This window comes from Paraburkholderia fynbosensis (assembly GCF_902859935.1).
Classification (GTDB): Bacteria; Pseudomonadota; Gammaproteobacteria; order Burkholderiales; family Burkholderiaceae; genus Paraburkholderia; species Paraburkholderia fynbosensis.
The window spans coordinates 343,818-370,007 of the sequence record NZ_CADIKI010000006.1; the positions used below are offsets into that span (position 1 = coordinate 343,818).

General features: G+C 64.3%; 23 protein-coding genes and 2 pseudogenes. 9 read left to right on the plus strand and 16 right to left on the minus strand.

Annotation, left to right across the window (positions count from 1 at the left end; genetic code table 11):
* The first annotated feature begins 76 nt into the window (after nt 1-76).
* From shiA to HV770_RS12960, 3 genes are all read left to right on the plus strand, one after another.
* Nucleotides 77-1,396, plus strand: coding sequence for a shikimate transporter (gene shiA / locus HV770_RS12950; protein ID WP_175160092.1), 1,320 nt, complete (start codon nt 77-79; stop codon nt 1,394-1,396).
* Nucleotides 1,397-1,748: 352 nt separating this feature from the next.
* Nucleotides 1,749-3,152: an L-lactate MFS transporter gene (locus tag HV770_RS12955; protein ID WP_175160094.1), complete on the plus strand. Its 1,404-nt coding sequence runs from the start codon at nt 1,749-1,751 to the stop codon at nt 3,150-3,152.
* Between the two features lie 10 nt (nt 3,153-3,162).
* Nucleotides 3,163-3,297: an MFS transporter small subunit gene (locus tag HV770_RS12960; protein WP_121320923.1), complete on the plus strand. Its 135-nt coding sequence runs from the start codon at nt 3,163-3,165 to the stop codon at nt 3,295-3,297.
* Nucleotides 3,298-3,439: 142 nt separating this feature from the next.
* On the opposite strand, the gene HV770_RS12965 is transcribed toward HV770_RS12960, so the two are convergent.
* From HV770_RS12965 to HV770_RS12980, 5 genes are all read right to left on the minus strand, one after another.
* The gene (locus tag HV770_RS12965) at nt 3,440-6,718 is read right to left on the minus strand and encodes a YadA-like family protein (RefSeq protein WP_175160096.1); all 3,279 of its coding nucleotides are present in this window, start codon (nt 6,716-6,718) and stop codon (nt 3,440-3,442) included.
* Nucleotides 6,719-7,084: 366 nt separating this feature from the next.
* Entirely contained in the window at nt 7,085-8,305 is a 1,221-nt protein-coding gene (locus HV770_RS12970; protein ID WP_175160098.1) for a sensor histidine kinase, read from the minus strand.
* A gap of 193 nt (nt 8,306-8,498) precedes the next feature.
* A complete protein-coding gene (locus HV770_RS12975; RefSeq protein ID WP_175160099.1) occupies nt 8,499-8,924 on the minus strand; it encodes a DUF3830 family protein in 426 nt (141 codons plus the stop codon).
* Between the two features lie 122 nt (nt 8,925-9,046).
* Nucleotides 9,047-9,178: a hypothetical protein gene (locus HV770_RS39420; protein WP_281366216.1), complete on the minus strand. Its 132-nt coding sequence runs from the start codon at nt 9,176-9,178 to the stop codon at nt 9,047-9,049.
* A 310-nt stretch (nt 9,179-9,488) separates the two neighbouring features.
* Complete coding sequence (locus HV770_RS12980) at nt 9,489-10,400, minus strand: helix-turn-helix domain-containing protein (RefSeq protein ID WP_175160100.1); 912 nt, start codon at nt 10,398-10,400, stop codon at nt 9,489-9,491.
* Nucleotides 10,401-10,595: 195 nt separating this feature from the next.
* Between HV770_RS12980 and HV770_RS12985 the strand changes: the two genes are divergently transcribed.
* Nucleotides 10,596-11,597 carry a helix-turn-helix transcriptional regulator gene (locus HV770_RS12985; RefSeq protein WP_175160101.1) on the plus strand — a complete coding sequence of 334 codons (1,002 nt, stop codon included), beginning with the start codon at nt 10,596-10,598 and terminating at the stop codon, nt 11,595-11,597.
* Nucleotides 11,598-11,693: 96 nt separating this feature from the next.
* Here HV770_RS12985 and HV770_RS12990 read toward each other — a convergent pair whose 3' ends face one another.
* The 4 genes from HV770_RS12990 to HV770_RS13005 are packed head-to-tail and all read right to left on the minus strand — an operon-like array spanning nt 11,694 to nt 13,989.
* Entirely contained in the window at nt 11,694-12,014 is a 321-nt protein-coding gene (locus HV770_RS12990; protein ID WP_246290883.1) for an amidase family protein, read from the minus strand.
* A complete protein-coding gene (locus HV770_RS12995; RefSeq protein ID WP_175159629.1) occupies nt 12,011-12,250 on the minus strand; it encodes a hypothetical protein in 240 nt (79 codons plus the stop codon). Before HV770_RS12995 ends, HV770_RS12990 begins: the two co-directional genes overlap by 4 nt.
* A 54-nt stretch (nt 12,251-12,304) precedes the next feature.
* Nucleotides 12,305-13,066: an ABC transporter permease gene (locus HV770_RS13000; RefSeq protein WP_175160102.1), complete on the minus strand. Its 762-nt coding sequence runs from the start codon at nt 13,064-13,066 to the stop codon at nt 12,305-12,307.
* Nucleotides 13,063-13,989 (minus strand): ABC transporter ATP-binding protein, encoded by a 927-nt coding sequence (locus HV770_RS13005; RefSeq protein ID WP_175160103.1) that lies wholly within the window; start codon nt 13,987-13,989, stop codon nt 13,063-13,065. Before HV770_RS13005 ends, HV770_RS13000 begins: the two co-directional genes overlap by 4 nt.
* Nucleotides 13,990-14,403: 414 nt before the next feature.
* Here HV770_RS13005 and HV770_RS13010 point away from each other — a divergent pair, with 414 nt between their 5' ends.
* Nucleotides 14,404-14,829 carry a hypothetical protein gene (locus tag HV770_RS13010; RefSeq protein ID WP_175160104.1) on the plus strand — a complete coding sequence of 142 codons (426 nt, stop codon included), beginning with the start codon at nt 14,404-14,406 and terminating at the stop codon, nt 14,827-14,829.
* A gap of 224 nt (nt 14,830-15,053) precedes the next feature.
* Here the strand turns inward: HV770_RS13010 and HV770_RS39710 are convergent, their stop codons facing one another.
* The 3 genes and pseudogenes from HV770_RS39710 to opgC form a co-directional block, all read right to left on the minus strand.
* Nucleotides 15,054-15,212 (minus strand): tannase/feruloyl esterase family alpha/beta hydrolase, encoded by a 159-nt coding sequence (locus HV770_RS39710; protein ID WP_425497407.1) that lies wholly within the window; start codon nt 15,210-15,212, stop codon nt 15,054-15,056.
* 22 nt (nt 15,213-15,234) lie between these two features.
* Nucleotides 15,235-15,450: pseudogene (locus tag HV770_RS13020) on the minus strand (tannase/feruloyl esterase family alpha/beta hydrolase); the annotation flags it as partial.
* Between the two features lie 6 nt (nt 15,451-15,456).
* Nucleotides 15,457-15,672, minus strand: a pseudogene (gene opgC / locus HV770_RS38600) (OpgC domain-containing protein); the annotation flags it as partial.
* A 584-nt stretch (nt 15,673-16,256) separates the two neighbouring features.
* Between opgC and HV770_RS13025 the strand changes: the two are divergent.
* Together HV770_RS13025 and HV770_RS13030 are read left to right on the plus strand one after the other, a co-directional pair.
* Entirely contained in the window at nt 16,257-17,444 is a 1,188-nt protein-coding gene (locus HV770_RS13025; RefSeq protein ID WP_175160105.1) for an acyltransferase family protein, read from the plus strand.
* A gap of 96 nt (nt 17,445-17,540) precedes the next feature.
* Entirely contained in the window at nt 17,541-17,798 is a 258-nt protein-coding gene (locus HV770_RS13030) for a hypothetical protein (protein WP_175160107.1), read from the plus strand.
* A gap of 121 nt (nt 17,799-17,919) precedes the next feature.
* Here HV770_RS13030 and HV770_RS13035 read toward each other — a convergent pair whose 3' ends face one another.
* The gene (locus tag HV770_RS13035) at nt 17,920-19,824 is read right to left on the minus strand and encodes an ATP-dependent metallopeptidase FtsH/Yme1/Tma family protein (RefSeq protein ID WP_175160109.1); all 1,905 of its coding nucleotides are present in this window, start codon (nt 19,822-19,824) and stop codon (nt 17,920-17,922) included.
* A gap of 753 nt (nt 19,825-20,577) precedes the next feature.
* Nucleotides 20,578-20,862: a hypothetical protein gene (locus HV770_RS13040; RefSeq protein WP_175160111.1), complete on the minus strand. Its 285-nt coding sequence runs from the start codon at nt 20,860-20,862 to the stop codon at nt 20,578-20,580.
* A gap of 319 nt (nt 20,863-21,181) precedes the next feature.
* Between HV770_RS13040 and HV770_RS13045 the strand changes: the two genes are divergently transcribed.
* The gene (locus tag HV770_RS13045) at nt 21,182-22,219 is read left to right on the plus strand and encodes a helix-turn-helix domain-containing protein (RefSeq protein WP_175160113.1); all 1,038 of its coding nucleotides are present in this window, start codon (nt 21,182-21,184) and stop codon (nt 22,217-22,219) included.
* A 3-nt stretch (nt 22,220-22,222) separates the two neighbouring features.
* On the opposite strand, the gene HV770_RS13050 is transcribed toward HV770_RS13045, so the two are convergent.
* Complete coding sequence (locus HV770_RS13050) at nt 22,223-23,536, minus strand: MFS transporter (protein ID WP_175160115.1); 1,314 nt, start codon at nt 23,534-23,536, stop codon at nt 22,223-22,225.
* Nucleotides 23,537-23,816: 280 nt separating this feature from the next.
* On the opposite strand from HV770_RS13050, the gene HV770_RS13055 reads away from it, so the two are divergent.
* Nucleotides 23,817-24,440 (plus strand): ABC transporter ATP-binding protein, encoded by a 624-nt coding sequence (locus HV770_RS13055; protein ID WP_175160117.1) that lies wholly within the window; start codon nt 23,817-23,819, stop codon nt 24,438-24,440.
* 96 nt (nt 24,441-24,536) lie between these two features.
* On the opposite strand, the gene HV770_RS13060 is transcribed toward HV770_RS13055, so the two are convergent.
* Nucleotides 24,537-25,544: a zinc-dependent alcohol dehydrogenase family protein gene (locus HV770_RS13060; RefSeq protein WP_175160119.1), complete on the minus strand. Its 1,008-nt coding sequence runs from the start codon at nt 25,542-25,544 to the stop codon at nt 24,537-24,539.
* Nucleotides 25,545-26,190: the final 646 nt, after the last annotated feature.

The following is a 26,190-nucleotide window of genomic DNA, read 5'->3' on the forward strand; positions in this document are numbered from 1 at the left end:
TGAGCGGATCGACGGCGGCCCTGCCGCCCCGCCCGATCGCACTCAGCAATCCGAGCATGTCAAGGAGACAACGACAATGAGCACCACCCTCCCGACAGCCACGATGGCCGATCACCAGCTAGCACGCAGCCATGCGCGCAAGGCGGCGCTCGGCAGTTTCGTCGGCGCCGTGGTCGACTGGTACGACTTTCTGCTGTATGGCATCGTCGCGGCGCTGGTGTTCAACGCCGAATTCTTCCCAAAAGTCAGCCCGGCGATGGGCACGCTCGCGGCGTTCGCGACCTTCGGCGTCGGCTTCCTGTTCCGTCCGCTCGGCGGCTTCGTGTTCGGCCACTACGGCGACCGCCTCGGCCGCAAGCGCATGCTGGTCTTCACGGTGATGATGATGGGTCTGTCAACCGCGGCAATCGGGCTGCTGCCGGCCTTTTCGACGATCGGCTGGTGGGCGCCTGTGCTGCTCGTGAGCTTGCGCGCGATTCAGGGCTTCGCGGTCGGCGGCGAATGGGGCGGCGCGGCGTTGATGGCAGTCGAAAGCGCGCCGGAAAAGAAGAAGGCGTTCTACAGCAGCGGCGTGCAGGTCGGCTATGGCGTGGGCCTCGTGCTGTCGACCGGCCTCGTGGCGCTGATCAGCCGTTCGATGGACAACGCGTCGTTCCTGAGCTGGGGCTGGCGTTTGCCGTTTCTCTTCAGCGTGGTGCTCGTGCTGATCGCGCTGTGGATCCGCTCGAGCATGGAAGAGTCGAAGGAGTTCGTCGAAAAAGTGCGTGAGCGCGGCGAGCGCCGCGCTCGGCTGCCGATCGTCGAAGCGCTGCTGCGGCATCCGAAGGCGTTCCTGCTGATCATCGCGCTGCGTCTTGCCGAGCTGTTCACGATGTACATTGTGACGGCGTTCGCCCTGAACTACTCGACGGCGAATCTGCACATGCCGCGCGAATTCTTTCTGACGATCGGCCTGTTGGTCGGCGCGGTGAGCTGCGTGACGATTCCGTGCTTTGCGTTGCTGGCGGACCGCTTCGGCCGCCGCCGCGTGTACATCATCGGCGCGCTGGTCGGCATGTTCAGCGCGGTGCCGTTCTTCCTCGCACTCGACGCGCGCTCGACGGTGTGGATCGTAGTCTTCGCGGTGATGCTCGCGAACATTGCGCACGACATGGTGGTGAGCGTGCAGCAACCGATGTTCACCGAACTGTTCGGCACCGAGTACCGCTATAGCGGCGCGGGTGTCGGGTATCAGGTGGCGAGCGTGGTCGGCGGCGGCTTCGCGCCGTTCATCGCGGTGGCGCTGGTCAGCTTCGCTGGCGGCTCGTGGCATCCGGTGGCCGCGTATCTGGCGATCGGCTGCCTGATCTCGGTGCTCGTGGCGGCCAGAATGAAGACGGGGCGCGGCGTCGCCTGATACCCGGCAATCCGTAATCGCCCGGAACAACGGGCCGGCGTGGCGCAGCTGCCACCGCCGGCCCGTTTGCTTTCGCGCCCTCGGCCGCCGTTGCGCGGAACCCTGCCGTGCATCGACAGATTGCCGTCGCATTTCACCAGGATAATGCCTTATGTCTTGGCGCCTCATATTGCAAAGGCCAACGTCGCGTCCTATCGTTCGGCAAAGCAAAATTCCTCATGAATTTGGCCGAGTCACATGAAAATAAATTGCATATATCGATGACGCGAGAGTCCGCAACCTTTACACTGCGCCGCCTCAAGCATTGTGTATGAAACGCCGATAACAAAGCTTTCCTCACCGGAGACCGACGATGAGCAGCATTACCGAGCCAGGCGGCCAGCCAAGCTCCGCCCCATTCTTTTCGAAACAGGCCACCATCGCGAAGCCGGGTTTTTCGCGCTGGATGGTTCCGCCCGCCGCCCTTGCCGTGCATCTGTGTATCGGCCAGGCGTATGCGTTCTCCGTGTTCAACGGCCCGCTGACCAAAGTCATCGGCATTACGCAATCGGCCGCCGATGACTGGTCGCTGACCGCGCTCGGCTGGATCTTTTCGCTGGCGATCGTGTTCCTCGGCTTGTCGGCGGCCTTTGCCGGCAAATGGCTCGAACACGTCGGCCCCCGCCGCACGATGTTTACCGCCGCCTGCTGCTTCGGCGGTGGCTTCCTCGTCTCCGCACTCGGCGTGTACCTGCATCAGATCGCGCTGTTGTATCTCGGCTATGGCGTGATCGGCGGAATCGGGCTCGGGCTCGGTTATGTGTCGCCGGTATCGACGCTGATCCGCTGGTTCCCGGACCGCCGCGGCATGGCGACCGGCATGGCGATCATGGGCTTCGGCGGCGGCGCGATGATCGCTGCGCCGCTGTCGGTGGCGTTGATGAACCACTTCCGCAGCGCGACCAGCGTCGGCGTGGCCGAGACCTTCGTCGTGCTCGGCATCGCGTACTTCATCTCTATGTCGATCGGCGCACTCGCGATCCGCGTGCCGGCCCCCGACTGGAAACCGGCCGGCTGGACGCCGCCCGCGACGAGTCAGAACAAGATGATTTCGCGTAACCACGTGCACATCGACCAGGCATTGAAGACGCCGCAGTTCTATCTGATCTGGCTGGTGCTGTTCCTCAACGTGACGGCGGGCATCGGCATTCTCGGTCAGGCCTCGGTGATGATCCAGGAAAGCTTCAAGAACACGGTGACGGCCGCTGCGGCAGCCGGCTTCGTCGGCCTTTTGTCGCTGTTCAACATGGGCGGCCGTTTCGTGTGGGCCTCGGCATCGGACTGGATCGGCCGCAAGAACACCTACTTCATCTTCTTCGCGCTCGGCGCGGTGCTGTACTACCTCGTGCCGGGTTTCGCGGCTTCCGGCCAGATCGCGCTGTTCGTGCTCGCCTACTGCGTGATCCTGTCGATGTATGGCGGCGGTTTCGCGACGGTGCCCGCGTACCTCGCGGACATGTTCGGCACGGCCTTCGTCGGCGGCATTCACGGCCGTCTGCTGACGGCGTGGGCCGCCGCGGGCATCGCCGGTCCGGTGCTCGTGAACTACATCCGCGCGTATGAAGTCGCGAATGGCGTCGCGAAAGCCGATGCCTACACGATGACCATTCATATCATGGTCGTGCTGCTGGTGATCGGCTTTGTCTGCAACCTGCTGGTCAAGCGTGTGGACGACAAGCACCACATGACCGACGCACAACTCGCCAAGGGCGCTTAAGGAGATCCGCATGTCGACCGCTCACACTCAAACCGTACCTCAGACCAGCAAGGCGAAGCTCGCCATCTTCTGGCTGTACGTGACGCTGCCGCTGGCATGGGGCGTGGTCAATACGATCTCGCAGGCGATGAAGCTGTTCAAGTAGCACCCTGGCGGCACCCCGGCCGCTCAGGCGGCGGGGTGTCGGCGAAGCGCGTGAATGGGCGCATCGCGGCGTCCCGCCATGCGCCCATTCACGTCGCTGCGTATCGACACGCGCCGGCGAGGCGCGTCGCAAGTCCTTCCCCTTACCACTGGTACGATGCGCCGGCGCCGACTGTCGTCGTAGCGGAACTGACGCCCGCGCCGACTTTCACCTTCAGATTCGACGTGACGCGCGCGGACAAGGCCACCGCCACCGCCTGATATCCCTTGTAGCCAGCCGTCGCGACACCCAGCGCGAGGTTCTTCGTTGCATCGACCTCCGGAACCATGGACAGCGCGATAGCCGACGCGGTGCCTGAATACGCATTGCGCGCGACCTCGTTCATGCCGCCCTGGAACTGCTGCATGTTCACGGCGTCGGCAGGCGCCTGGCCCGCCGCGACGTTGGTGATGCGGCGCTCGTTGCCGGCCGAGCCCACCGACACCGTGCCCGTCTGATCGGCCACCGAGCCCTCGCCGATCGCCACCGAGTTCGGCGCCGATGCCTTCGCGCCGCCGCCGATCGCGACTGACCCATTGCCGATCGCCTGCGCCGCATTGCCGGAACTGTTGACGGATACGTACGTGTCGCCAGTCGTCTGAATATTGTTGATGACCTGATTGAGGCTGCCGAGTTGCTGGTTCGTACTCCAGAGTTGCGCGCCAGTCACGGCGTCGCTACTGGTGGCCGATAGTTCGCCATCCTTCAGATTGGTCAACTGCACCTTCGGCGCATTGGCAGCCGTGCCGCCGAGCGTGAGCTTGTCGTGGGCCGAGCTGTCGTATTGAACCGCATTCGCGACCGCACCGTTGAGGTTGACGAGGGTGCTCTGCAAACCGGCGATATCCGTGCTGTTCTGCGTCACGCGGCCATCGAGATTGGTCAGCGCGCTGCCGACATTGTTCACGACCGTACCGCCCACCTTATATGACGGCGCGGTCATCGTGCCGTCCGGATTGACCGTCGCCCCGCCGCCGAGCGCCACCGCCGTGCTCGCCGCCTGCGAATACAGTTGAGCACCGTTGAGCGCATCGGTGCTCGACGGACCGACCGCACCCGCCGCCACACCGGTGACGACCCGGTTGCCCGCCGTGCCGGCCATGTTGATCAGCGAACCATCGGTCGCCGCGCCGACGTTGATCACGCGGGTCGCCGCATCTTGCGTAACCATGCCGATGCCGCCCGTCGCCATGTTCTGCTGCAACGTGGCGAGTCCGCTGTCGAGCGAGCCGAGCGCATCGCCGACGTTGGCCTGTGTGCCGCCCTGCACGTGATACGTGGGGCCGCTCACCGATCCGTCCGCGTTGATCTGCGCGCCGCCGCCCAACGCGGCCACCATCGGTCTGACCTGGCCGAGATTGACCGCCGACGAATCCGCCGTGCCCGCCGCAATGCCGGTCAGTTCTCGCGCGCCGGCCGTGCCGGTGAAATCGACGCGGGCGCCGTCCGTGTCTTTGGCCACGCTGAGGTCGCGCGACGCCTGATCCTGCTGGATGAGACCGATCTCGCCGTTCGTGATCTGGTTCGTGATGTTGCTCACGTCCCCTTCGATCGTCGTGGTGCGCTGGTCGAGGTTCGTGATGCTGCCGGTGTTCTGCGCGACGGCTTCATTCGTGCTGAACAGCTGCCCGCCGTTGACGGCGTCCGAGCTATCGGCGGCGAGACTGGCCGCGCGCACGTTGGTGAGCTGGACCGGCACGGGCGGGTTGCCCAGCGTGACCTTGTCATGCGCCGCCGAGTCGTACTGGAGCGCATCGGCGCCCGCGCCCACACTTGTCGCGACGGCTGCCGCGAGCGCCGCGCCGACGTCGCCATACGTGGTTCCACCGATGCTGTAGACCGGCTTCTGGATCGTGCCGTCCGGATTGACCGTTGCGCCGCCTCCGAGCGACTCGACGACCGGACCGAGTTGCCCTAGATTGACCGCGGAGCCCGCCGTCGTCCCCGCTGCGACGCCGAGCAGCTCGCGCGGGCCGCTCTGGCCCGTGAAGTCGACATGCACGCCTTCCGTGTCCTTCGCGACGCTCAGATCGCGCGAGACCGGATCCTGCCGGAGCAGGCCCAAGGTCCCGTCGGCGATATTGCTGACGTTGTTGGTGATGTTGGTAATAGCCGTCGAATTTTGCGTGACCGCCTGATCGACGCCATACAACTGCGCGCCGGTCACGGCATCGGAACTGTCGGCGCTGAGCGTGCCGTCCGCGATATGGGTGAGCTTGACGGCCGTGTCCCGATTGCCGAGCGTCGCGATGTCGTGCGCCGCCGTGTCGTAGCGCAAGGCATCGGCGCTCGCGCTCACGCCGTCCGACGCGGCCGCAGCCAGTGCCGCGCCAACGTCATGATAAGTCGCACCGCCCACCGTGTAGGACGGCGCGAGCACCGCGCCGTTCGAGTCGATCGACGCGCCGCCGCCGAGCGCCGCAGCCACGCCGGCGAGCTGGCCGACGTTGACCGCGTCGGTGGCCTGGGTGCCGGCCGCGAGATAGCCGATCTGCCGGTTCAGCGTACCGTTGCCCACCGAGACCACGTTTGCGCGATCCGCCATCGAGCCCGCGCCCAACGCCACCGCATCCGCCGCGGTGGCCGTCGCACCGGAGCCCATGGCCAGCCCGTTCGTCGCCGTCTGCCGGACGAACGAGTTATAGCCGATCGCCACCGCGCCGACCGACGTCGCGCTCGCGAGCCCGCCGATCGACGCGCTGTTGAGCCCGCTCGAACGGGCGTTGTAGCCGAGCGCGATGGAGTTGTCCGACAGTGCGCCGACCGTCGCTCCCGCGCCGACGACCGTCGAATTCACCGACAGCGCGCCCGCCGAGGAGCCGACCGCGGTCGAGCCGTCGCTCCCGGCCGCCGAGCCCCCGCCGACGGCCAGCGCATTGATGCCGGTTGCCGCGGCCACGGGGCCGATCGCCATCGCGTTCAGCGCGTTCGATGCGCTGGTGCTGCTCCCCTGAACGACATTGGGGCTCACGGAGATGTAATCGGTCACCGGCGTGGGGGTCGCCGCCGCCAGCATCATGATCGGCTGACTTGCTGCGCTGCCGCCCACGTCCGCCGGCGTGCCGGCGAACACGCTGGCGTTGTTGATCGCGGCAGCGGTTTCCGCGGACATCGCCGCGTCAGTGGCAGCCGGGCTGGCCGGGCTTGCCACTTGCGTCGTCGACGCCTGCGCGAGGTTGATGCAACCCTGCGTCTGCGGCGTGCAATCGTCGGCGCGGGCCGCCTGCGACAACGTCAGCGCGCCCAAAAGACCAGCACAGGCGGCCGTCAGCGCCCGGCACACCGAGACGCCGGACGCGCCTCGCCGCCTGGCGACCTCGGAGGCGGCGACATAGGTGCGGGTGGTTCTGTTCCATACGATTTGATATGTCTTGTTCAACATGGCTCCCAATCTTTTTATCGAGACTCACTCGCCAAGATTTTTCCTACGCCATCCTAAGCAATGAGTCTGAACACGCCATGACTCAGGAATGCAGCGCGCTTCCACTTGGCCGGCAAAAGCGAAGTGGTCAGTGTCTTCGACAGAATCGGATTGGGAAATACGACTACTCTTAAAAGAGAACTTTTTAGCTCAATTAAGAAAAACGGCATAGCGGTACTAAGATGAAAGCTGCCACATTTCTTAATTTGAGCTTTGTGTTCTTAGGTCGCTTTAGGACGCGCTCTGAATTCGTCTCAGAGTAAAAAGATGGACCTAGGTCATCGGACCCGGCACAGGGCAACGGAAGGAAAAGCGCCAGCGACCGCTTCAGGCACCCGGCGCCTGCAAGCGCATCGGAAAGGTGATCTCGAAAATGGTCCCCTCGCCTTCCCGGGAATCGAAACGAATGTCGCCCTCGAGCACCCGGCACAATTCCTTGACGATCGCGAGACCCAGGCCGACGCCCGGAATGTCGTCGTCGGTGGCGCGCTCGAATTCCTTGAACACGCGCTCCCGATCGGACGCGCCGATTCCCACGCCGGTATCCGACACACGCAGACGCCAGTGCTCGCCCTGCGTGGCGATCATCGTCAATTCGATCTGACCGGCCTTCGTGTATTTCGCCGCGTTGGTCAGCAGGTTGAGCGCGATCTGCTTGAGCTTCAGCCGGTTGGACACGACCTCGTCCAGCGCGCCGTCGAACGCGCTCTGAAGGCGCAGCCCTTTCGCTTCGATCACGGGCGCGCACGCGCTCACCAGTTCGTCGAACAGCTCGCGCAGCGCGAAATGCTCCAGCACCAGCGGACTGCTGTCGCCGAGGACAACCGAGTATTCGACCAGTTCATCCACGAGCGCTTTCATGTCGGCGGCCTGGCGGTTCGCCAGCGCAAGCGCGGTGTCGATCCTCGCTGGCGCGCGGCTGATCAGTTGCAGCGCCATCGAAAACACATTGAGGAAGTTGCGCAGATCGTGCACGACGCTGCGCGTGATCTGCATGCGCGACTCATGCAGATCGCCGACCAGCCGCTGCTTGAGCGTCAGTTCGTGATTCGCGCGTTCGAGCCGGCCGGTGTAGTCGTCGATCGTCCGGTCGCGCTCGCTGACGACTTCGCGGATCGACGTCAGCGTGACAAAGCTGACGGCCTCGTCGATGAAATGCCGCGCGCGCTCCTCGTGACGCCGCGTGAAAGACGGCCGCGCTTCGCTGAATTCGACGATCGCGCCCGCCAGCATCTGCCGGAACAGATCGAGCTCGCGCACCAGTTCGTCGATCCGGTAGCCCTGCGTCCAGCGCGTTTTGCCGTGCAGGCGTGCGTCGCGCTCGATTGCATCCTCCACGTGGTCGAGGTTCTGGTTCTCCAGCACGCTGCAGATTTCGTCGAGGATGTTGGGGATGTGATCGGCCAGTTGTTCGTAGGTCAGCCGGTCGGATTCGGTCAGTTCGGCATCGCGAAAGACGGCCTTCATCCAGCGTTCGGTCAGATCGACCTGTTGCGAGCGCAACTGGGCGGCGAAGGCAGTCAACGGGGGTACGTGCGAGTCTGTCATCTAGGAGACCTGGTGCCGCAGCGCGGCGAAAAATAGGTGTGCCGCTCCCTGCGCAACGCGACCACAGTGGCTGCAAACCGCGCTCGCGAGGCAGATCGTGAGCGCTCGGCCGGCCGCTCCCGCGCCTCCAGTATGCGCGATCTGGCGGACGAAAATTAACCAGGGTTCAAGATGGACGGGCCGCGCGCCCGTTTCAGATCTTCTCGAACAGCACTTCCTGCGCCCCTTCCCACAGCACCTTGGTGCCGAGTTCGCGCAGCTTGTCGCGGCCTTCGACGATAGTCAGGAAGTGATTGCCCGCCAGCTGCCCCAGCTTGCTCGCGAAGCAACACGAACCGTACGCGAGGATGATCTCGGTCTCGCTGTAGCCGCCCGGGTAGAACAGGATGTCGCCGACCGACGGGTGGCTCGTGTGGTTCTCGAAGCCCACCGCCACGCTGTCGTTCTCCAGCTTGAAATCGCCGAGCGGAACCCAACAGCCTTCGCCGCTCCAGCGCACGTGAATGATCTTCTGGCGATACGGCAGCAGCTTGAGGAACGCGGCCACCGTGTGCGGCGCATCAGGATGGGTTTCGGCGATGAACTCATGGCCGCAGGAGGTGATTCGGAGTCGGGTCATCGCAAGGTATCCGTTGTGAGGGGTTGACCGGGAGGGTTGGCTGGCGAGGCCGAGCGCGCACCATTCTGTCGTCCGGTGCAAGGCTTCGACAGGTACAGTTGCTTGCGCGCCGGTCAGGCCAGTTAGACCTGCAACTGCCGCGCCGTGGCCAGCGCGTGGAAAATGCGCACGGCATCGTCATGCCAGGTCTTGCCAGCCTGTCGCCACGAAAGTTCGTAGTTTGCAAGCCACGCAATGCGAAGCACACTGCGCATTGCGCGTGATTCCCACCAGAGGCCTTGGTTCGCATGAACCTCGCTAACGCCTCGCGATGAATCCGCGCGGCTGGCCGTGAATCGTAGCGCAGCACGTCGTCACCAGCGCGGCGCCGCATGATAAAACCGGTGCAAGCGGCGGCAACGGCCAGCGCCGCAGACGAGACATATGACGAGATAAACGCGTCGCGGGCGCCGAACGCGGCCAGGCTTGCCGCCGCCGTCCACCGCCAATGGCCGCCTCAACCCGATCTGCCGCCTCGCTGAGCGCCGCCCGCGTCACGCCGCGCTATCCCGCGGTATCTGTACCTCAGCCGCGCAGCCGGTAGGCGCGCGGTGTCACGCCATAGCCACGCTTGAACTGCACGGAGAAATGACTGGCACTCTCGAAACCAACCGCAATCGCAATCTGCAACACGGTCTGATCGGTGGCGCGCAGCTGCCGCGCCGCTTCCTCGAGCCGCAAGCGCGTGACGAACTGATGGGGTGTCTCGCCGGCCTCGCGGCGAAACACTCGCGCAAAATGAAAACTGCTTAGCCCGGCCTGCCCGGCCAGTTCGCCGATGCTCAGATCGGAGGCCAGATTGGCGCGAATGTAGTCGGTCACACGGCGAATCCGGCGCGGCACCAGCCGTTCGGGTTGTATCGGCAGCCGGCCGGGGGCGGGACGGCCGCGCGAATAATGCTGCAACAGATGCGCGGCGAGCGCGTGAGCCAGCGCGTCGACGTAGAGACGCGAGTCGGACGGATCAGCGGCAGCGCGATGCAACGCGCCGAGCATCGTGGCGATCAACGGATCGCGAAAACGCATCGCGTCGCCCAGCGACAGTTCGGGTGAGCCGCCGAGTTCCATCTGTTCGGCGACGCTGTCGATGAGGCCACGCTCGATGTGCAAGTGCACGGTGGACAGCGGCTCGTCGCCGATCGAGCGCCAGCGCCACGAAATCGGCGAGGACGGCACGAACCAGACGTCGCCCACGCGCAGGTCGGCGCGCTCCCAGCGTCCGTTCAGATTGCGTTCGAGATGCTCGGCGCCGCTCGCGAGTGTCATCAGCGTGAGGTCCTGCAGGCCTGGCGCTTCGAGCAGTTCCTGCTCGACCGGTTCGAGATAGGAGCGCAAGACGAGGTGACGCCACGGGCGGTCCACGCTCGACACCAGTCTCTGGCCAGCCATGTAGCGGTCGTAGGCGAGCGTCGTTGTCAGCTTCGGAATTCGTGCCATCACATCCATTTCCAAGGAGGTGCCGTATGCAAGGAGAAAGCCCGCCATACCCGCGTTGCCGGTCCGCTGTCAGCACAAGAGTCAGCGCAAGATCGCGAAAATGATAGCAAGGAACCGGCTACCGTAATTTCTGGAAATAGCTAATCATTCAGGTTGTCGTCTTTCACGCGTTTCGAACGCCGGAGCTACCGTTTCATGGAACACGAATGCGATACGCTGCCGCACTGGCTGGCCGGCCCGCCGCAAGGTGAAGCCGGGCAAGCGTCGGCAGCATACAAGTCAGCGGCTTCCGCACACCCGGCCTACCCGGCCGCCGCGCGGCAAGCCGTGAAATCAGTCCACGCGGCTGAAGGATCGAGAGCATCGTCCCGCGCCGCCAACGCTGCGGCGCCCAATGGCTTTCTCACCCTCTTCACCGAGGAGGAGATCGGCACGCCCCTGCCCGCCGCGCGGCGAGCCGCGCCGTTCATAAGTCCGCTGGGGCGGTTCGGCAGTGCGCAGGACCGCATCGAATTCGTGCGGCGGCGCATCAGGCAGCTTGGCTTCGACTCGTTCAGCTATACGGCCACGCGCACGTCGTCGCATCACAAGACGATGTTTGCGCTGACCAGCTACGAGTCGCAGACCTGGCTCACACGCTACTTCCGCGAGCGCTATTTCGAGCTGGACCCGCGCGTCGCGCTCGCGTCGCCGACCGGCCTGCCGTTTCTATGGAACACCGTCGACATGCGCGCCGGTCTGCCGCGCGCGCAAATGCGCAGCGAGCGCCTGGGCGGGCTGATCGACCTGCTGGAGGCGACCGGCCGCAAGAGCGGGATTCTCACGCAGATGCCGCTGCCCGAGCCGGAGCTGAGCGCGAGCCTGTGCTTCAACTCGGAGGTCGGCAACCCGCGCTGGATGACCGAATCGATCGTCGCCGAAACGTTGATGTTCGCACACTCGATTCACGAATTCATCTGGACGCATGCGAAGACCGTGATCGGTATTGCGCCCGCGCAGCAGCAGCGCGTCGCGTTGAGCGAGTTGCAGCACGCGGTGCTGAAGGCGGTGGTGCAGGGTCAGCGGGATAAGGAAATCGCCTATTTCCTCGGATTGTCGCCGCATAACGTCGACTATCACCTGCGCCGGTTGCGGCAGTTGTTCAACGTGCGTAATCGCGTGCAGTTGATCAACGTCGCGCAGGCGTATGTGTCTTAGTGGACTGCTAACGGCGTGGCGGCGAATGCCGTCACGCCGTTATCTCGTTCGGGCAGCAGGCGGCATGAGCCTCTCGCCTGCCCGTCCGCCGAACGTTCAGTGGACTTCCGGCTTACCGGTCGCCCACGTACCGATGATCTCCTCGATCGCGCGCGCCGCCGACAGCAACGCCGCCTCACCACGCACCTTGCCGACGATCTGTATCCCCACCGGCAGACCGCTCGCGCTCATCCCGCACGGAATCGCAATGACCGGCATGCCGGTGAGCGTCAACGCATAGGTGATCGCCAGCCAGTCGATGTAGGTGCCGAAGTGCTGGCCGGCGGCTTCGCGTATGTCGCGTGCTTCGACCGGAAACGGCAGCACGATCGACGCCGGACAGATCAGCACATCGTAGCGTTGCAGCAGCGCGTTCATCTTGTGGAACAGTTCGGCACGTGTGCGCTGCGCCGAGCGCATCGCACGGTTGTGCAGTCGGCATGCGCGTGCGCGCGCTCGAAGCACAGCGTGGGCAGCGCATTGACCCGCGGCTCGATGCGCGCCACTTGCACGGCCAGCGTGTCGAGCAGATCATGCGGACTCACCGCTTCCTCGCGCAGCAACTCGACGACATCGCACGCGCTGCGCTCAATCAGACTCAAATCGACGGACATGTTGGCTATCGGCTCCGTGGTGAAGTTGCCGGCCAGTCTCGCACGCCACGTCGATCAGCTCTTGAGCCGGTAGCCGGTCCTGAAGATCCAATGGACGATCAGGAGGAACACCAGGAGAAACAGCACCGTCATGCCGAGGCTCAACTCGACGTTCACATCGGCGAGACCGAAGAAGCTCCAGCGAAAACCGCTGACCAGATAGACGATCGGATTGAACAGCGTCACGACACGCCAGAACGGTGGCAGAATGTTGACCGAATAAAAGGTGCCGCCAAGGAAGGTCAGCGGCGTGACGATCAGCAACGGCACGATCTGCAGCTTCTCGAAGCCATCCGCCCATATGCCGATGATGAACCCAAGCAGACTGAACGTGACCGCCGTCAGCACCAGAAACAGCACCATCCACAACGGGTGCTGGATTTGCAACGGCACGAACAGTCCCGCGGTCGCGAGAATGATCAGGCCGAGCAGGATCGACTTGGTGGCCGCCGCGCCCACATAGCTCACGACGATCTCCAGATACGACACCGGCGCCGACAGCAACTCGTAGATCGTGCCGGTAAAACGCGGGAAGTAAATCCCGAACGATGCGTTCGAAATGCTTTGCGACAACAGCGACAGCATGATCAGCCCCGGCACGATGAACGCGCCGTAACTGATGCCGTCCACTTCCTTGATGCGCGAGCCGATGGCCGAGCCGAACACGACAAAATAAAGCGAAGTCGAGATCACCGGCGCGATGATGCTTTGCATCAGCGTGCGCCAGGTGCGCGCCATCTCGAACTTGTAGATTGCGCGCATCGCGTAGATATTCATTGGTCACCTCGGAGCAGACTGACAAAGATGTCTTCGAGCGAACTCTGCGTGGTATGCAGGTCCTTGAAGCGGATGCCGGCGTCATCGAGCGCTTTGAGCAGCGCGATGATGTCGGTGCGGCCGCCCTCGCCTTCGTATGTGTAGATCAGTTCGTTGCCGTCTTTCGCGACCGCCAGCGCGTAACCGGCCAGCGACGCCGGCACGTGCGCGAGCGGGCTCTCCAGTTGCAGCGTCAGCTGCTTCTTGCCGAGCTTGCGCATCAGTTCCGTTTTCTCTTCGACCAGCATGATCTCGCCCGCGTTGATCACGCCGATGCGGTCGGCCATCTCCTCCGCTTCGTCGATGTAGTGCGTGGTGAGGATGATCGTCACGCCGCTTTCGGCGAGCGAGCGCACCAGCTTCCACATGTCGCGCCGCAACTCGACGTCCACGCCGGCGGTCGGTTCGTCGAGGAACAGCACGCGCGGTTCGTGCGAAAGCGCCTTGGCGATCAGCACGCGACGCTTCATGCCGCCCGACAGCGTGATGATCTTGCTGTCACGCTTTTCCCATAGCGACAGGTCGCGCAACACCTTCTCGATGTAGGCGGGGTTCTTCGGCTTGCCAAACAGCCCGCGGCTGAACGAGACGGTCGCCCAGACGGTTTCGAACGAGTCGGTGGTCAACTCCTGCGGCACGAGGCCGATCAGCGAACGCGCGCCGCGATAGTCCGTCGCGATGTCGCGGCCGTCCACCGTCACCCTCCCTTCGCTTGCGTTGACGATGCCGCAGATGATGCTGATGAGGGTCGTTTTGCCCGCGCCGTTCGGCCCGAGCAAGGCAAAAATTTCTCCGCGGTCGATGGCCAGGTTGATGTTTTTGAGTGCGTGAAAACCGCTGGCATAGGTTTTCGACAGATTCGTGACCGAGACGATTGGCTGCATGGATTCGAGGATGGCAGACACCGTGATGGGATTGGAAGGAGCGGTGCATATATTCGACCGCACCCGCAATGTAATGGAAAGTGCGAAAGCGTGCAGCGCGCCGGGGGGCGGCGTCGGAAAAGCGTGCGGCCATCGTGGCGTTCCATGCCGTGCGACGAAGCAGCCTGGCGAGGCCGAGCCGCCGCTTCGCTGCACTGCAAGATAGTTCGGGTTCCGTATTGATCTGGCGAGAGGCAGTCCTGCGTCGAGCGCTTCGCGCGGGCACGCCGCATGCGCGTAGCGCGGCCCAAAAAGAAGCGGCCAGCGTGTTGCGGCCTCGTCTTTCGCACGCCGACTGAGGCACACCGCTTGCGCGTTTGATTCATGTAAGCGAGGACGCTTGCGTGATATCAACCCGATTCTCTGGAGGTAATCATGAAACCCATGACCAGGACGATTTTCGCTTCGGTGCTCGTGATGGCACTGTCGGGCGGCGCCTACGCGCAAGCGGGGGGCGGTGGCGGGGCGGGCGGTGGCGGGGCGGGCGGCGGCGCCGGCGCCGGTGCAGGCGGCGGTAACGGCATAGGCGCGGGCGGCGGCACCACGGGCGGCGCGGGCGGGACTGCCACACCCGGCGTCGGCGCAGGCTCGATGAAGAACCCGAACAATTCGGGCTATGGCTCGCCGGGCGTGACCGGCACCGGTGGCGGCGTCGGCACCGGCACGGGTGCAACGCCCAATAGCCCGTCGATGAACCGCTCGAATAGTGGCATGAACAACGGTATGAACCAGGGCACGCGCAGCGGCACCGGCACGAACGACATGAACAGTGGCGGCGGCACGATGCAGAAAGGCCAGTAAGCCGTGGCCGAAGCGGTAGCGAGGCAGCGCAACCGCCTTGCTCATCCGCTCACTTCGAACAGGCGACGACGCCGATGGTGGCGCCGTCGCCTTTCTGTTTTCTGCGGCAAGCTTGCGGCGACCCGAGGGCATCGGGCCGACTTGTCAGCCTTTCAACCCAACGGCAGGTTTTGCAAATCACTCTATCCGGCCGCAGCCTGCACGCCGCCAGGCCTGCAGCCCTTTCATCTCAAGGCACACTGGAAGCTGCCCGCAAGATTCACATTGCCTTTGCCGAGGTAGCGCGCAAACAGCGGATAGCGGCACAAAGGCCGTGAGCGTGCATTGGTCGCCGCGGCGATGTCGGTCGCCGTCAAGGTCTCGGGCGGCAACCAGCGTGTCACCCAATTGTCGAGTGCGCCAAGACCCCTCGATACGCCCGGTGATGCGGCAATACTCGCCGCCCTGCTGATTGCCGGGCGCGGTCGCGTGCACCATGGCCGCGGATTCGATCTGCGCGCCGGCAGTCGGCAACGCAATGAGTTCAGGAGACAGCACGGCGCCCGCGAATTCCGCGCAACGCATCGCGAGCGGCTCGCCGGAGGGCGAGGCACATACCGCTCGCGCCGCGAGCGAAAGCAGCGCGCCGGCGGCGACCCCGGCAGCCGACGCATAGCCGCCGACGAACACGAACACTTCCGCGGAGTCGCACAACGCGTACACATGCAACATCAGGTGCGTCAACGTGCTGCCTGGAATGTGGTCCAGCACGATGACGATCAGCACGACGCCGCAGAAGAAATCCACTTCGATCGAGCGCCCCCTCGCGGGACTTGCTTCGGAACGGCCGCGACGAATGTCCATTCAGGCTCTCGGGGAATGGCGCGAGCGGCGCGCCGGGAAAAGCGGCCATGAGCAATGATCCATGAGCCGCCGCCCTTCGGCGGAACATCATGACAACAATTCGTCCGGCGAGCCTCGTGCGCGCTGCCAACGCGCGCCGACACCGGGCCTTTCATTGCGTTGCTCAAGACGGCAATCTGAAATCGCGCTGTCGGCGTGCGGTAATACTGAGGCATCGCGTCTTCGGTTCGCGGCAAGTTTTGCGGGTTTCGCGCGCAACTCGTGCGTATGACCGGTCATGACCGCGGAAAAAAAATCGCCGAACGCGCGCTACGATTTTTTTCGTTTTTTTTCATCGTACGATGGTTGCATGCTTGCCCGCCGGCGCTCGCGCGTCAGTTGCGCGATGCCCTCTTCCGGCGGCGGCCACTCATGTGGACCGGACACGTTGCCAGCCGAACCTCGAACGGCCGGCTCGCCAGGCGTCATGACGACGCCCTCTTTTCGCCGCGGCCAGGCTTCGCCGTCGCCGGGCACACCGGTCCTTCCACTACCGCCCTGAACGGCTGCGCGCCGCGCACGCCTTCGCTCTGGAAGACAACCACATGAACAATAAAATTGCCGGCTTCGACGGATTGCGCGCCATCGCAGTGCTGATGGTATTTTTTCAGCACCGGCTGTTTGGAGACATCGGCGAGATCGGGCATCTCGGTGTATGGATCTTCTTCGCGCTGAGCGGCTTTTTGATCATCGGCATTCTTTCCTCGCAACGCGTGCGCATCGAAGCAGGTGCCAGCCGGTTCGGCGCCGAACTCAGGCGCTTTCTGTTTCGCCGGACCCTACGCATCTTTCCGATCTACTACCTGATGCTGGTGGTGATGTCCGTACTGATGGCGTTCGGTCTTGCGAGCCCCGAACTCGCGAGCGGTATGCCGTTTCATTTCGCGTACCTCTCGAACTTCTGGATCGGTTCGGTGTTGCGTTACTGGCCGGGGCGCTACTCGCATTTGTGGAGTCTCGCGATCGAGGAGCAGTTTTATCTCGTGGTGGCGCCGCTATTGCTGCTGGTTGCCGTGCGCCGGCATCGCGCGGTGTGCTGGACGATCGTCGTGCTCGGACTGATTTCCCTGCTGGCGATGCGCGCCGCGCAGTGGGACGAGATCACGATCTACACGCATCCGTTGACCAATTTCTGGCTGCTGGCATTGGGTGGGATCAGCGGTCTGATGATCGCCCGCGAGCAAAGCGCCCTGCGGGCCTGGCTCGGACGCGGCATGACACTGTTCGCTTTGAGTCTCGCCCTCGTGGGCTTGTGCGCGACCGAGCCGCGGTGGAGCGAACTGGACAACCCGATGTTGTTCACCGTCATCAGCGCGGTGTATGGCGTGTGCATCGCGGCGCTGGTCGGCTCGATTGCGTGCTGCCGCAATGCGGTTGTCATCGGTATGCTCGAAACGGGCTGGCTGGTGAGCTTCGGACGCATCAGCTATGGCTTTTACCTCTATCACAATCTGATTCCCGATCTGAGCCGCAACCATCACGCCGCGGCGTTTTTCGGCGGCACGGTGCCGATGTGGGCGCACGCGGCGGGCATTGCAGCGTCGTTTGCAATCTCGCTGGCGATAGCGGTGCTGTCCTGGCGGCTGCTCGAGGAGCCGATTCTCCGATTGAAGACGCGGCGCAAGTCTCCCGCGCACGCGGCGCGCCCGGTTGCGGCGCAACCGCCCTCTGCGTTGAAGCCCCCCAATGAGCGCGCGCCGCGCGAGGACAGCACTGCCTCCGACGCTGCATGAGCGTTCGCGCCGCGTAGAGCCCGACGTCGAGACGTCATCCGGGTCGTGGAACGCGGCTTGCGGCATATCGTTCAATCTCATCAACCGGAGAGCGTCGTGGCAAACACCGCAAATGTCCCGAACGAGCATGACGAGCACGAGCGGCGGGCCGACGAAGACCCGGGCAGCCCGCCCACCGAAGTGTCCAAACCGATTGGAGATGCGATTCCGACGCCGGTCGAACCCGGCGTCGATCAGCCGTTGCCGCACAAGGGCGAGGACCCCGTGCCGGAAAAAGATGAAGGCGACGACTCCCCGTTAGGCGATACCGACACGCCGGGCGTGCCTGACCCCGGACCGTCCGACTTCGCGTAGCGAGCGACGACGCTCGAAAGACCAGGTTCGAGGCAGCAAGCGCTCAGCCGTCAAGAGTGTACAGGTCCGCGCTTGCGCGCCCGTCGACATTGAAGCCGCGTTCAGCAGGCGGCGTTCACGCTCAAGCCGCGGCCGGCTCGTGCACGATCTTGAGCGTGCTCTTGTGTTCCTTGATCAACCGGTAGACCGTTTCGCCAGGGACGGTTTCATGGTCCAGCAGTTCGTCGGCGATCGCGCGCAGCACCGGCTCGTACGCATGCAGCAGGTTGTAGCAAAGCTCGTTCAATTCCTTGAGCAGTACGTTCGCATGCTCGATTGCGCTCTTCATCTGCAAGCCCGCGTACTGCGACGGCAGCGCCGCGAGGCTGAACAGATCGCCGTCGCTGTTGAAGCCGAACTTCGACACCATGTCGAGGCTGATCCGCGACGCCTCCTGCAAATCCGATGCGGCGCCGCTCGATGCTTCGGAGAACGTCAGAATTTCCGCGTTACGCCCGCCGAGCAGTACCTGGATCTCGTTGCGGATTTCGGTCTCACGGTACAGATGCTTGTCCTGCGCCTTGGTGATGAGCGCGACGCCCAACGCGCCGCCGCGCGGCAGAATCGTCACCTCTTCCAGCACGCCGGTGCCTAGCAGCGCGGCAACCAGTCCATGTCCCGCTTCATGCACCGCGATGCGCGTGCGTTCGTCTTCGCTGAGCGCGCGCTCGGCGCCGCTCACGTCGCCGATACGCGCAATCTTGATCGCTTCCATGAAATGCTTCGCGGCGATTTCCGTATCGCCGGCTTTGCGCGCGACCAGCCCCGCCTGGTTCACCACCATCGCGACCGTGGCCGGCGAGAGGCCCGTGGTCAGCCGCGCGAGCTGGTCATAGTCGATATTTGCGGACTTCGACTTCAGCTTATCCGCGTAGAAGCGGAAAATCTTGGCGCGGTCTTCGCGATCGGGCAAACGAACCTGCACGGTGCGATCGAACCGGCCTGGCCGGCGCAATGCCTCGTCGAGATTGTCGGGATGGTTGGTCGCAGCGACGATGATGACCCCTTCGTTCGACGCGAAGCCGTCCATTTCCGCCAGCAACTGATTGATGATCCGGTTGCTCTCGGCTTCGACGGGGCCGCCGCCGGTATCCGTGCGTTTCGCGAGACCGTCTGCTTCGTCGATGAAGATCACCGTGGGCGCATTCTTGCGCGCCAGTTCGAACAGATGCTTGACCTTCTGGATGCCGACGCCGTAGTACTTCGCGCTGAAGTAGCTGCCGGTAATCGAAATGAAGCTCGCGCCGCACTCGCCGGCCAGCGCCTGCGCGAGCCGCGTCTTGCCGACGCCCGGGCCGCCCACCATCAAAATGCCGCACGGCGCGCGCACGCCCATCGACGTGAACTGTTTCGGGTCGGACAGATAGCCGCGAATGTCGGCGAGCGCGGCTTTCGCTTCACCCGCGCCGATCACGTCGTCGAAGCGCAGCGCGGGCGTTTCGCTCAGCAGCTTCGCGCCGCCCTTCATTTCGCGCCGCATGAACCACACCATGCCGCCGATCAGCAACAGCGGCAACAGCACGCTGATGGCGTCGCGCACGTCGTCCAACGCCTGCGTCAGGCGCGCGCCGTCGGTGCGGATGTCCGCATCGGGCAGCCACACGAGTTGATACGGCGTCGCCTCGGCGGATTTGGGTTCGCCGAGCAGCAACGCGTGCGAGAACGTCGCGTTGTGGTCGGTGACGAAATATTTCGCGCCGTCACGGGTCGACACGAGGATCGCGCTTGGGCTCACGCCGATCGCGGCTACCCTGGCGTCGTGAATATCGCGCAGCATCTCCGACGCGTCTTTCTCTTCGTGCGTCCATGCGGACGGATCCTGGCGCATCTGGCTCGCCACGCCGGTCAGTGCCGGCGCCGCCTGCGCCGCGCGCTGTCGGGAATGCCAGAAGCCCAACGCGAGCAATACCGCGATGAGCACTGCCATCACCGCGACGGTGATCTTGCGTGTGCGTCGTTTCTCAAGCGAATTGTTTCCCGGCTTCATAAGTCACTTCCAAAAACGGGCTCGAAAGGCAAGCCCCAATACTTGTCAAAATCAGGGAGGTGGAGAGTGGCGGGAAAATCGGCTGAAGCGATAAACACCGCGCGTGCGTGGAAGAAAAGGAGAACCAGGCATGCGTCCCTTTTTGCCGCATTCACCAGTGACAGTATGTCGGGTGATTGCGTCTTCCGAATCACGGAAAAGGCCTGTTTCTGCCGTCATTCCGGGGTTTTGCGTCGCCGGAATGGACGAGACGGGGCGAAGATTTGAGAGGCATTACCGCACTGCTCCGGCGCACAGTTTATCAGCGTTAAATTATCTGCGTGGTTTGAATAGCTATATTTAACCGCACCCCAATTAAAGCGGTCAGAGTTACTTTGGTCTGAGTTTTTTTGAATGCCCTTTAAAATAAGCGGTAGGCCATGATGCCCCGTTTTCTTTACGCGAGGGCACCGGCCTATTGCGAACGATACTCGCGAGACGAAGCGCGGCGCGCCTTCGGCGGCAAACAGCGGAGGGTAACTTTATTGACGTCGACGATACGCCCGCGACCCGGGCCACCCGGCGAACCGCATGGATCACGCGGCCAGTTGTCTTTCAGGTCAGGGCAGATGAGCGACGCGCCTCTGTGGGCGCGTTCGCATCATCGCCACTTTCTCTCAGGTCCTACGATTTTTATGATCGACGCTAGCCCGCATCGATAGGGTTCTCCTCTGCTTTGCGACGTCGGCCCTCGCACTCCATCCCTTAGCCGGCTCAGGCGGCCGTACGCCGCTTCAGCCCGGTCCGCGCTTCGCTCGCCAGCCTTTCCAGCAGTCTGGCGATCCGCTGTCGCTGGCTCGCAATCAGTTCATGCGTCTCTTCGAGCGCCCGGACGCGTTTCTCCCAATACTCGTGGTCGAATCCATGCTGCAATGGCACCGCGCCCCCGCGCGTGACGTACTCGACCATGTTCTCAAGATGTTCCAACTGGCTGTCCACCAGATTGGCCGGACGCCGCCCGCCGCGTTGCGCGGTCGCTTGCTTGATCGTGCCGCTCATCGTTCATACCCCGTGTCTTGCCTGCTGGCAAAGCGTGGACGCCGCCCATTGCGCCGTACCCGACGGGCCGGCGCTTGTCTGCGCAGTTGCGATTCCGGTGCGGGGCGTCAGCCAGCCAATCTGCGGCGCCGTCGGCGAAACCGACCTGCAATCTAATCGTGCGACGATATCGCAGCTTTTTTGTTACGCTTTACCATCTGTCTCAATATTTGACGCTCGGGCGAGAAAATATTCGTTGATCGGCTCTTGCCGCCGTCCCGTCGCCGGAACCGCTGTTAACCGCTGTTAACCACCGTTAGCTGGCCGCCCCAACCGATTCATGAACCAGCGTTCACTGCCGCCCCACTTGGCCGCGGCTGCCGCCGCCGATTCTCGCTCGATCATTTCGACGAGCCGTTTCAGCACGCGCGGACTCGCGCCAGACGAGCAATTCCTCGCCTGGCGTCAGCGCGTGGGGCACGTGGTCGACGCGCCGCCGTCGAAGGAGCAACTTACGCGGGGCTTTCGCGGTGAAATCGACCTCTATGCGGTCGGCGGGATGGTGTTGACGGACTGCCGCACCGATCCGATGCTGCTGGAACGCTCGGTAGCCCGCGTGTCCACCGACACGCGGCGCGATTACGTATTCCAGCTCTTTCTCGACGGAGAAGTCGGCCACGTGACGGGCATGCGCAAGAAGCGCAGCGATCCGGGCTCGGTGCAGGGCATCGTCGCGTTCGATCTGAACCAGCCGTTTCGCGCCGAACGCCCCGAGAGCCGGCTACTCAGCCTGTTCGTGCCGGCCGCGCTCGTCGACGAGGACTGGCGCGACGGCGCAGGGATTCACGGCCGCATCGTTCGGAAAGAGGCGCCGCTGGCGGGCGTCGTGCTCGAGCATCTCGCGGCGGTCGCCCGCGAAATCCCCTCGCTCGAACCGGCCGCCGCCATCGAGGCGCTGCACACCGGCGCGCAGTTGCTGCTCGCGGCTTTTCGCAAGGCGGCGCATCTGAGCGGCACGGACCGTGCCGCGCTGCAGGCCGCGTTGATGGGACGGGTGCGCCGTCACGTCGAAGCCAACCTGCATCAGCCCGACCTCACGCCGACCAGCGTGGTCGCGGCGCTGCAACTGAAACGCGCGACGATCTACCGCTGGTTCGAGCATGAAGGCGGCCTCGGCGCCTATATCCGCCATCGCCGGTTGCGGGAAGCGGCGGACGAACTGGTCCGGTTTCCGCATCGGCACGTCGTGGAAATTGCCTACGGACTCGGCTTCAACAGCGCGTCCGATTTCACCCGCGCGTTTCGCCGCGCCTTCGACATGAGCCCGCAGGACATGCGTGTGCGCGCGCTGGACCTGCAGCGTCATCAGCCGGCGTAGCGCTCAGACGGATGGCCGGGCCGCGCGGCTGTCGGCGCGGGCAAGGGGCGCCGCCTGCTCCGGAAACGATTTCAGCGCGATCAGCGTCAGCACGGTCGCGCCCATCAGATACCAGGCCGGAATCATCGGATCGCCCGTGCGCTCGATCAGCCATGTGACGAGAAACGGCGAAAAGCCGCCGAACAAAACCACGCCGCTGCTGTAGATCAGCGACAGCCCGGCCGCGCGCCGCTGCGCCGGGAACGCCTCCATCATCAGCACCGAACCCGCGCCCGCGTTGTTGACGGCCAGCGCCACGTACGCGGTGATGATGACGAGCGCGGCGAGGTCGCCCGCGCCGTGGGTCAGTGCACGGAACGCGAGCCACGCCGCCAGCAGCGACGCCCACAGCGACGCGTATTGCAAGGTCTTGCGGCTCGCGAACCGGTCGGCCGCGCGTGCGACCAGCGGCGTCACCACGAGAATCACGAGGCCCGACAGGCAGGCCGTCAGCAAACTGATCGCCGGCGGCCGATGCAGCGTACGAACCAGGTAGGCCGGCATGTAGAACACGGTGATGTAGATACCCACCGACGGCGCAGCCATCATCAGCATGCCGCAGACGAGTGCTCGCCGGTGCTCCGCGAACAGCCGCCGCGGGTCGAGCCGCACGCGCTGGCGCGGCACGGCCGCCGGCATGCGGCGTCGCAGATACCAGCCGACCGGGCCGATCAGGCCGCCCAGCGCGAACGGGACGCGCCACCCCCAGTCGAGCATCGCCGCGGGCGACAGCAACGCCGTGGTGCTCGCGCCGACCAGCGCGGCGGCGAATGCGGCCGCGCCCTGGCTCGCGCCGCGCCAGCTCACCATGAAGCAGCGCTGCCGGTCACCCGCCGACTCCATCAGCGAGGCCGATGCGGGGCCGATCTCGCCGCCCGCCGCGAGCCCCTGCATCAGCCGCGCGAGCACCATCAGCGCGGTCGCCGCCGGACCGATCGACGCATAGCCCGGCAGGCACGCGGTTAGCCACGTGCCGAACGTCATCAGTGCGAGCGATACCGTGAGACCGGCCTTGCGGCCGCGGCTGTCGGCGATGTGGCCGATCATCAGCGCGCCGAGTGGGCGCATCACGAAGCCCGCGCCGAAGGTGGCGAGCGACAGCAACAGCGACGCCGCGGGACTGCTCGACGGGAAGAACAGCTTGCCGATCATCACGGCCGAAAAGCTATAGACGGTGAAGTCATAAGCAACGAAGCCGTTGCCGATCACGATCGCGATGATGATGCGCCGGAGTTCGGCGCGGGAGGGCGGGGCCTGGGTGCCGGCGGCAGTATGCATGAGTGGCGGTCGGCGGGTTCGTTGAGGATTAAAGGAAAAAAAGGCGTGGCAAGGGGGCACACTACGGGTCTCGCTTTCGGTCTCCCGTCGTTTCCTGTCATTAACGGCGCGCCATCGCGTAACTTGATGACCGAGCGCCGGTATCGCCTTCACGATCCGATGCGGGAATTCAAGCGCGACACCTGGGCGCATCGGCGCGCGTGGCGCTGCTACACTGGCGCGACGCCGACCCGCCAACCTCATCGACGCGCCCTTGCCGCGCCGACCCACGCTCCAACTCATGCTTCGATTCGACCACCTCAGCAAGCAGTACAGCGAACGCGTCATCTTCGAGGACCTGCATTACGACGTCGCGTCGGGATGCATCGCGTTAAACGATGAATCTGGCACCGGCAAATCGACCCTGCTCGGCATCCTCGCCGGCACGCTGGTAGCCGACGCTGGCGAAGTGTGGCTCGGTGGCCATTCGCTGCGCAGTGCGCCGCTCGCCGCGAAGGGCGTGCTCACGTATGTACCTGAAGATTGCATGCCCTCGCCGGACCGAACTGGCCGCGAGTACCTGAGCTATGTGGCGTCGGAGAGAAAGACGACTGTCGGGAGCGACACGCTCGATCTGGCCGATCGCTTCGGTCTCACACCACATCTCGACAAGCGCTTCGAGCAGATGTCGTTCGGCAGCCGCAAGAAGTTTTTCCTGACGGCAGCCGCGCTTGGCGAAACCAGCGTGGTGATTGCAGATGAGCCGGTCGCCGGACTCGATGCGAGCGCACGCGCCGTGCTCGCCGATCTGTTCAAGACGCTGGCCCGAACCCGCACCGTCTTTTTCACGAACTACGACGCGGCTTTTACTCAAGCATGCGAGGCGACCAGCATCAGCTTCGCCGAGCTTGCGAGGTGTGGCTAGCGGAGCATTGCGCGCCGCCGCTCATGTCAATGGCGGCAGAAGCGGGCGTGGCACCGCGAACCTTGGCGCGCCACGCTCGCCTGCCGAGTGCACAACTCACACGGCCACGCAGATTTTCCCGAAGTGAGCGCCCGATTCCTCGTGCCTGAAGGCGTCACCGAGCTTGTCGAGCGTGAACGTGCTGTCGATCACCGGCTTGATGCCCGTCACTTCCAGCGCGCGAATCATGTCGAGCTGATCCTGGCGGCTGCCGACGATCAACCCCTGCAAACGCTGCTGCCTCGCCATCAACGCCGCCGTCGGCACCGGGCCCGCGCGTCCGGTCAACACGCCGATCAGCGCAATATGGCCGCCGATCCGGCAAGCGGTGATCGATTGCGGCAAAGTGCCCGGACCGCCCACTTCGATCACGTGATCGACACCGCGCCCGCCCGTCAACTGACGAACCTGCTTGCCCCACTCGGGATTGTCGCGATAGTTGATCGTGTGTTCCGCCCCGAGCTCGCGCAGCTTTGCCAGTTTCGCCTCCGATGACGACGTCGCGATCACCGACGCGCCCATCGCCTTGGCGATCTGCAAGCCGAAGATCGACACGCCGCCCGTGCCGAGTACGAGCACTGTGCTGCCCGCCTTCAACTGCCCGTCGACGACCAGCGCGCGCCACGCGGTCAGCCCGGCCGTGGTCAGCGTGGCGGCTTCGGCGTGACTGTAGCCGCGCGGCGCGTGCGTGAAGTAGCGGCTTGGCAGGACGACGACTTCGCGTGCGTAACCATCGACGCCGTCGCCAGGCGTGGTCGAGAAATCGGCGATTGCCGGCGGGCCGTTTTCCCAGAATGGGAAGAAGCACGACACGACGTGATCGCCCGCGTTGAAGCCGCTGACGCCCTCGCCGACTGCTTCGACGACGCCCGCGCCGTCCGCCATCGGAATGCGGCCCGCTTCAGCAGGCAGGTTGCCGTTCACCACGCCAAAGTCGTGGAAGTTCAACGAATTCGCGTGAATGCGCACGCGAATCTGGCCCGCCGCGGGTTGACCGGGATCGGGGAGATCGACCACCTGGAGGTTCGCCACGCTGGCAGGCGAACCGATCTTGACGGCTTTCATGTTTGTTTCCTTTCGTGAGCTTTGTCGGGCTGCGTGGGCCTGGTGAGCGACGTGCCTGCCTTACATGACGCACGCGCTTTGCAAGCACGCTTCGGTGGCGTGGCGTGCAACGCTCGGTGCTTGCCTCGCAACAAGCACCCACTCGCCGTTCGAGTCGTAAAAGAATACCGTATGCACGATTTGCGCGTCGGCACACGCGCATAGGCTCCCTACGCAACGCGTTCACTGGTAGCTCATCGTGAACGTCGCGATTCCGTTTACCGTGCCCGCACCCATCGTGCCCGCCGAAATCCACTGCGCGCACAGCGCAATGCGCGTCATGCTCGACGACGCCCCGACCAGCCACTGGTTCGAATTGCCCGCGACCGCCGAGTCGGGCCCTCGTATACGCTCGCGCCGAACGGTAACGGCGCGCCATCAGGCAGGCGCGCGGCAATCCGTGATTTTCACGGCTATCCCCACTCGATAAGTAATGCGATCTATTGAAAAAAGTAGGTGTGGCCGGTTCAGCCGGGACGTTGCTCGAACCTTCGCGCCGGACCAGATTATCCAGATAGCCTTGAAAACCGGCCGTCAAGCAATGTCAAAAGGAGAAAATGGCGCGTCCGCGCGACTCTCAGGCGGACGCGCAGCGAGCGAAATCGTG

Excerpts from the sequence above, each read along its gene's own strand:
- shiA (WP_175160092.1), top strand. The coding sequence starts at position 77 with ATGAGCACCACCCTCCCGACAGCCACGATGGCCGATCACCAGCTAGCA.
- HV770_RS12955 (WP_175160094.1), top strand. The coding sequence starts at position 1,749 with ATGAGCAGCATTACCGAGCCAGGCGGCCAGCCAAGCTCCGCCCCATTC.
- HV770_RS12960 (WP_121320923.1), top strand. The coding sequence starts at position 3,163 with ATGTCGACCGCTCACACTCAAACCGTACCTCAGACCAGCAAGGCGAAG.
- HV770_RS12965 (WP_175160096.1), bottom strand. The coding sequence starts at position 6,718 with ATGTTGAACAAGACATATCAAATCGTATGGAACAGAACCACCCGCACC.
- HV770_RS12970 (WP_175160098.1), bottom strand. The coding sequence starts at position 8,305 with ATGACAGACTCGCACGTACCCCCGTTGACTGCCTTCGCCGCCCAGTTG.
- HV770_RS12975 (WP_175160099.1), bottom strand. The coding sequence starts at position 8,924 with ATGACCCGACTCCGAATCACCTCCTGCGGCCATGAGTTCATCGCCGAA.
- HV770_RS39420 (WP_281366216.1), bottom strand. The coding sequence starts at position 9,178 with ATGCGCAGTGTGCTTCGCATTGCGTGGCTTGCAAACTACGAACTTTCG.
- HV770_RS12980 (WP_175160100.1), bottom strand. The coding sequence starts at position 10,400 with ATGGCACGAATTCCGAAGCTGACAACGACGCTCGCCTACGACCGCTAC.
- HV770_RS12985 (WP_175160101.1), top strand. The coding sequence starts at position 10,596 with ATGGAACACGAATGCGATACGCTGCCGCACTGGCTGGCCGGCCCGCCG.
- HV770_RS12990 (WP_246290883.1), bottom strand. The coding sequence starts at position 12,014 with ATGAACGCGCTGCTGCAACGCTACGATGTGCTGATCTGTCCGGCGTCG.
- HV770_RS12995 (WP_175159629.1), bottom strand. The coding sequence starts at position 12,250 with ATGTCCGTCGATTTGAGTCTGATTGAGCGCAGCGCGTGCGATGTCGTC.
- HV770_RS13000 (WP_175160102.1), bottom strand. The coding sequence starts at position 13,066 with ATGAATATCTACGCGATGCGCGCAATCTACAAGTTCGAGATGGCGCGC.
- HV770_RS13005 (WP_175160103.1), bottom strand. The coding sequence starts at position 13,989 with ATGCAGCCAATCGTCTCGGTCACGAATCTGTCGAAAACCTATGCCAGC.
- HV770_RS13010 (WP_175160104.1), top strand. The coding sequence starts at position 14,404 with ATGAAACCCATGACCAGGACGATTTTCGCTTCGGTGCTCGTGATGGCA.
- HV770_RS13025 (WP_175160105.1), top strand. The coding sequence starts at position 16,257 with ATGAACAATAAAATTGCCGGCTTCGACGGATTGCGCGCCATCGCAGTG.
- HV770_RS13035 (WP_175160109.1), bottom strand. The coding sequence starts at position 19,824 with ATGAAGCCGGGAAACAATTCGCTTGAGAAACGACGCACACGCAAGATC.
- HV770_RS13040 (WP_175160111.1), bottom strand. The coding sequence starts at position 20,862 with ATGAGCGGCACGATCAAGCAAGCGACCGCGCAACGCGGCGGGCGGCGT.
- HV770_RS13045 (WP_175160113.1), top strand. The coding sequence starts at position 21,182 with ATGAACCAGCGTTCACTGCCGCCCCACTTGGCCGCGGCTGCCGCCGCC.
- HV770_RS13050 (WP_175160115.1), bottom strand. The coding sequence starts at position 23,536 with ATGCATACTGCCGCCGGCACCCAGGCCCCGCCCTCCCGCGCCGAACTC.
- HV770_RS13055 (WP_175160117.1), top strand. The coding sequence starts at position 23,817 with ATGCTTCGATTCGACCACCTCAGCAAGCAGTACAGCGAACGCGTCATC.
- HV770_RS13060 (WP_175160119.1), bottom strand. The coding sequence starts at position 25,544 with ATGAAAGCCGTCAAGATCGGTTCGCCTGCCAGCGTGGCGAACCTCCAG.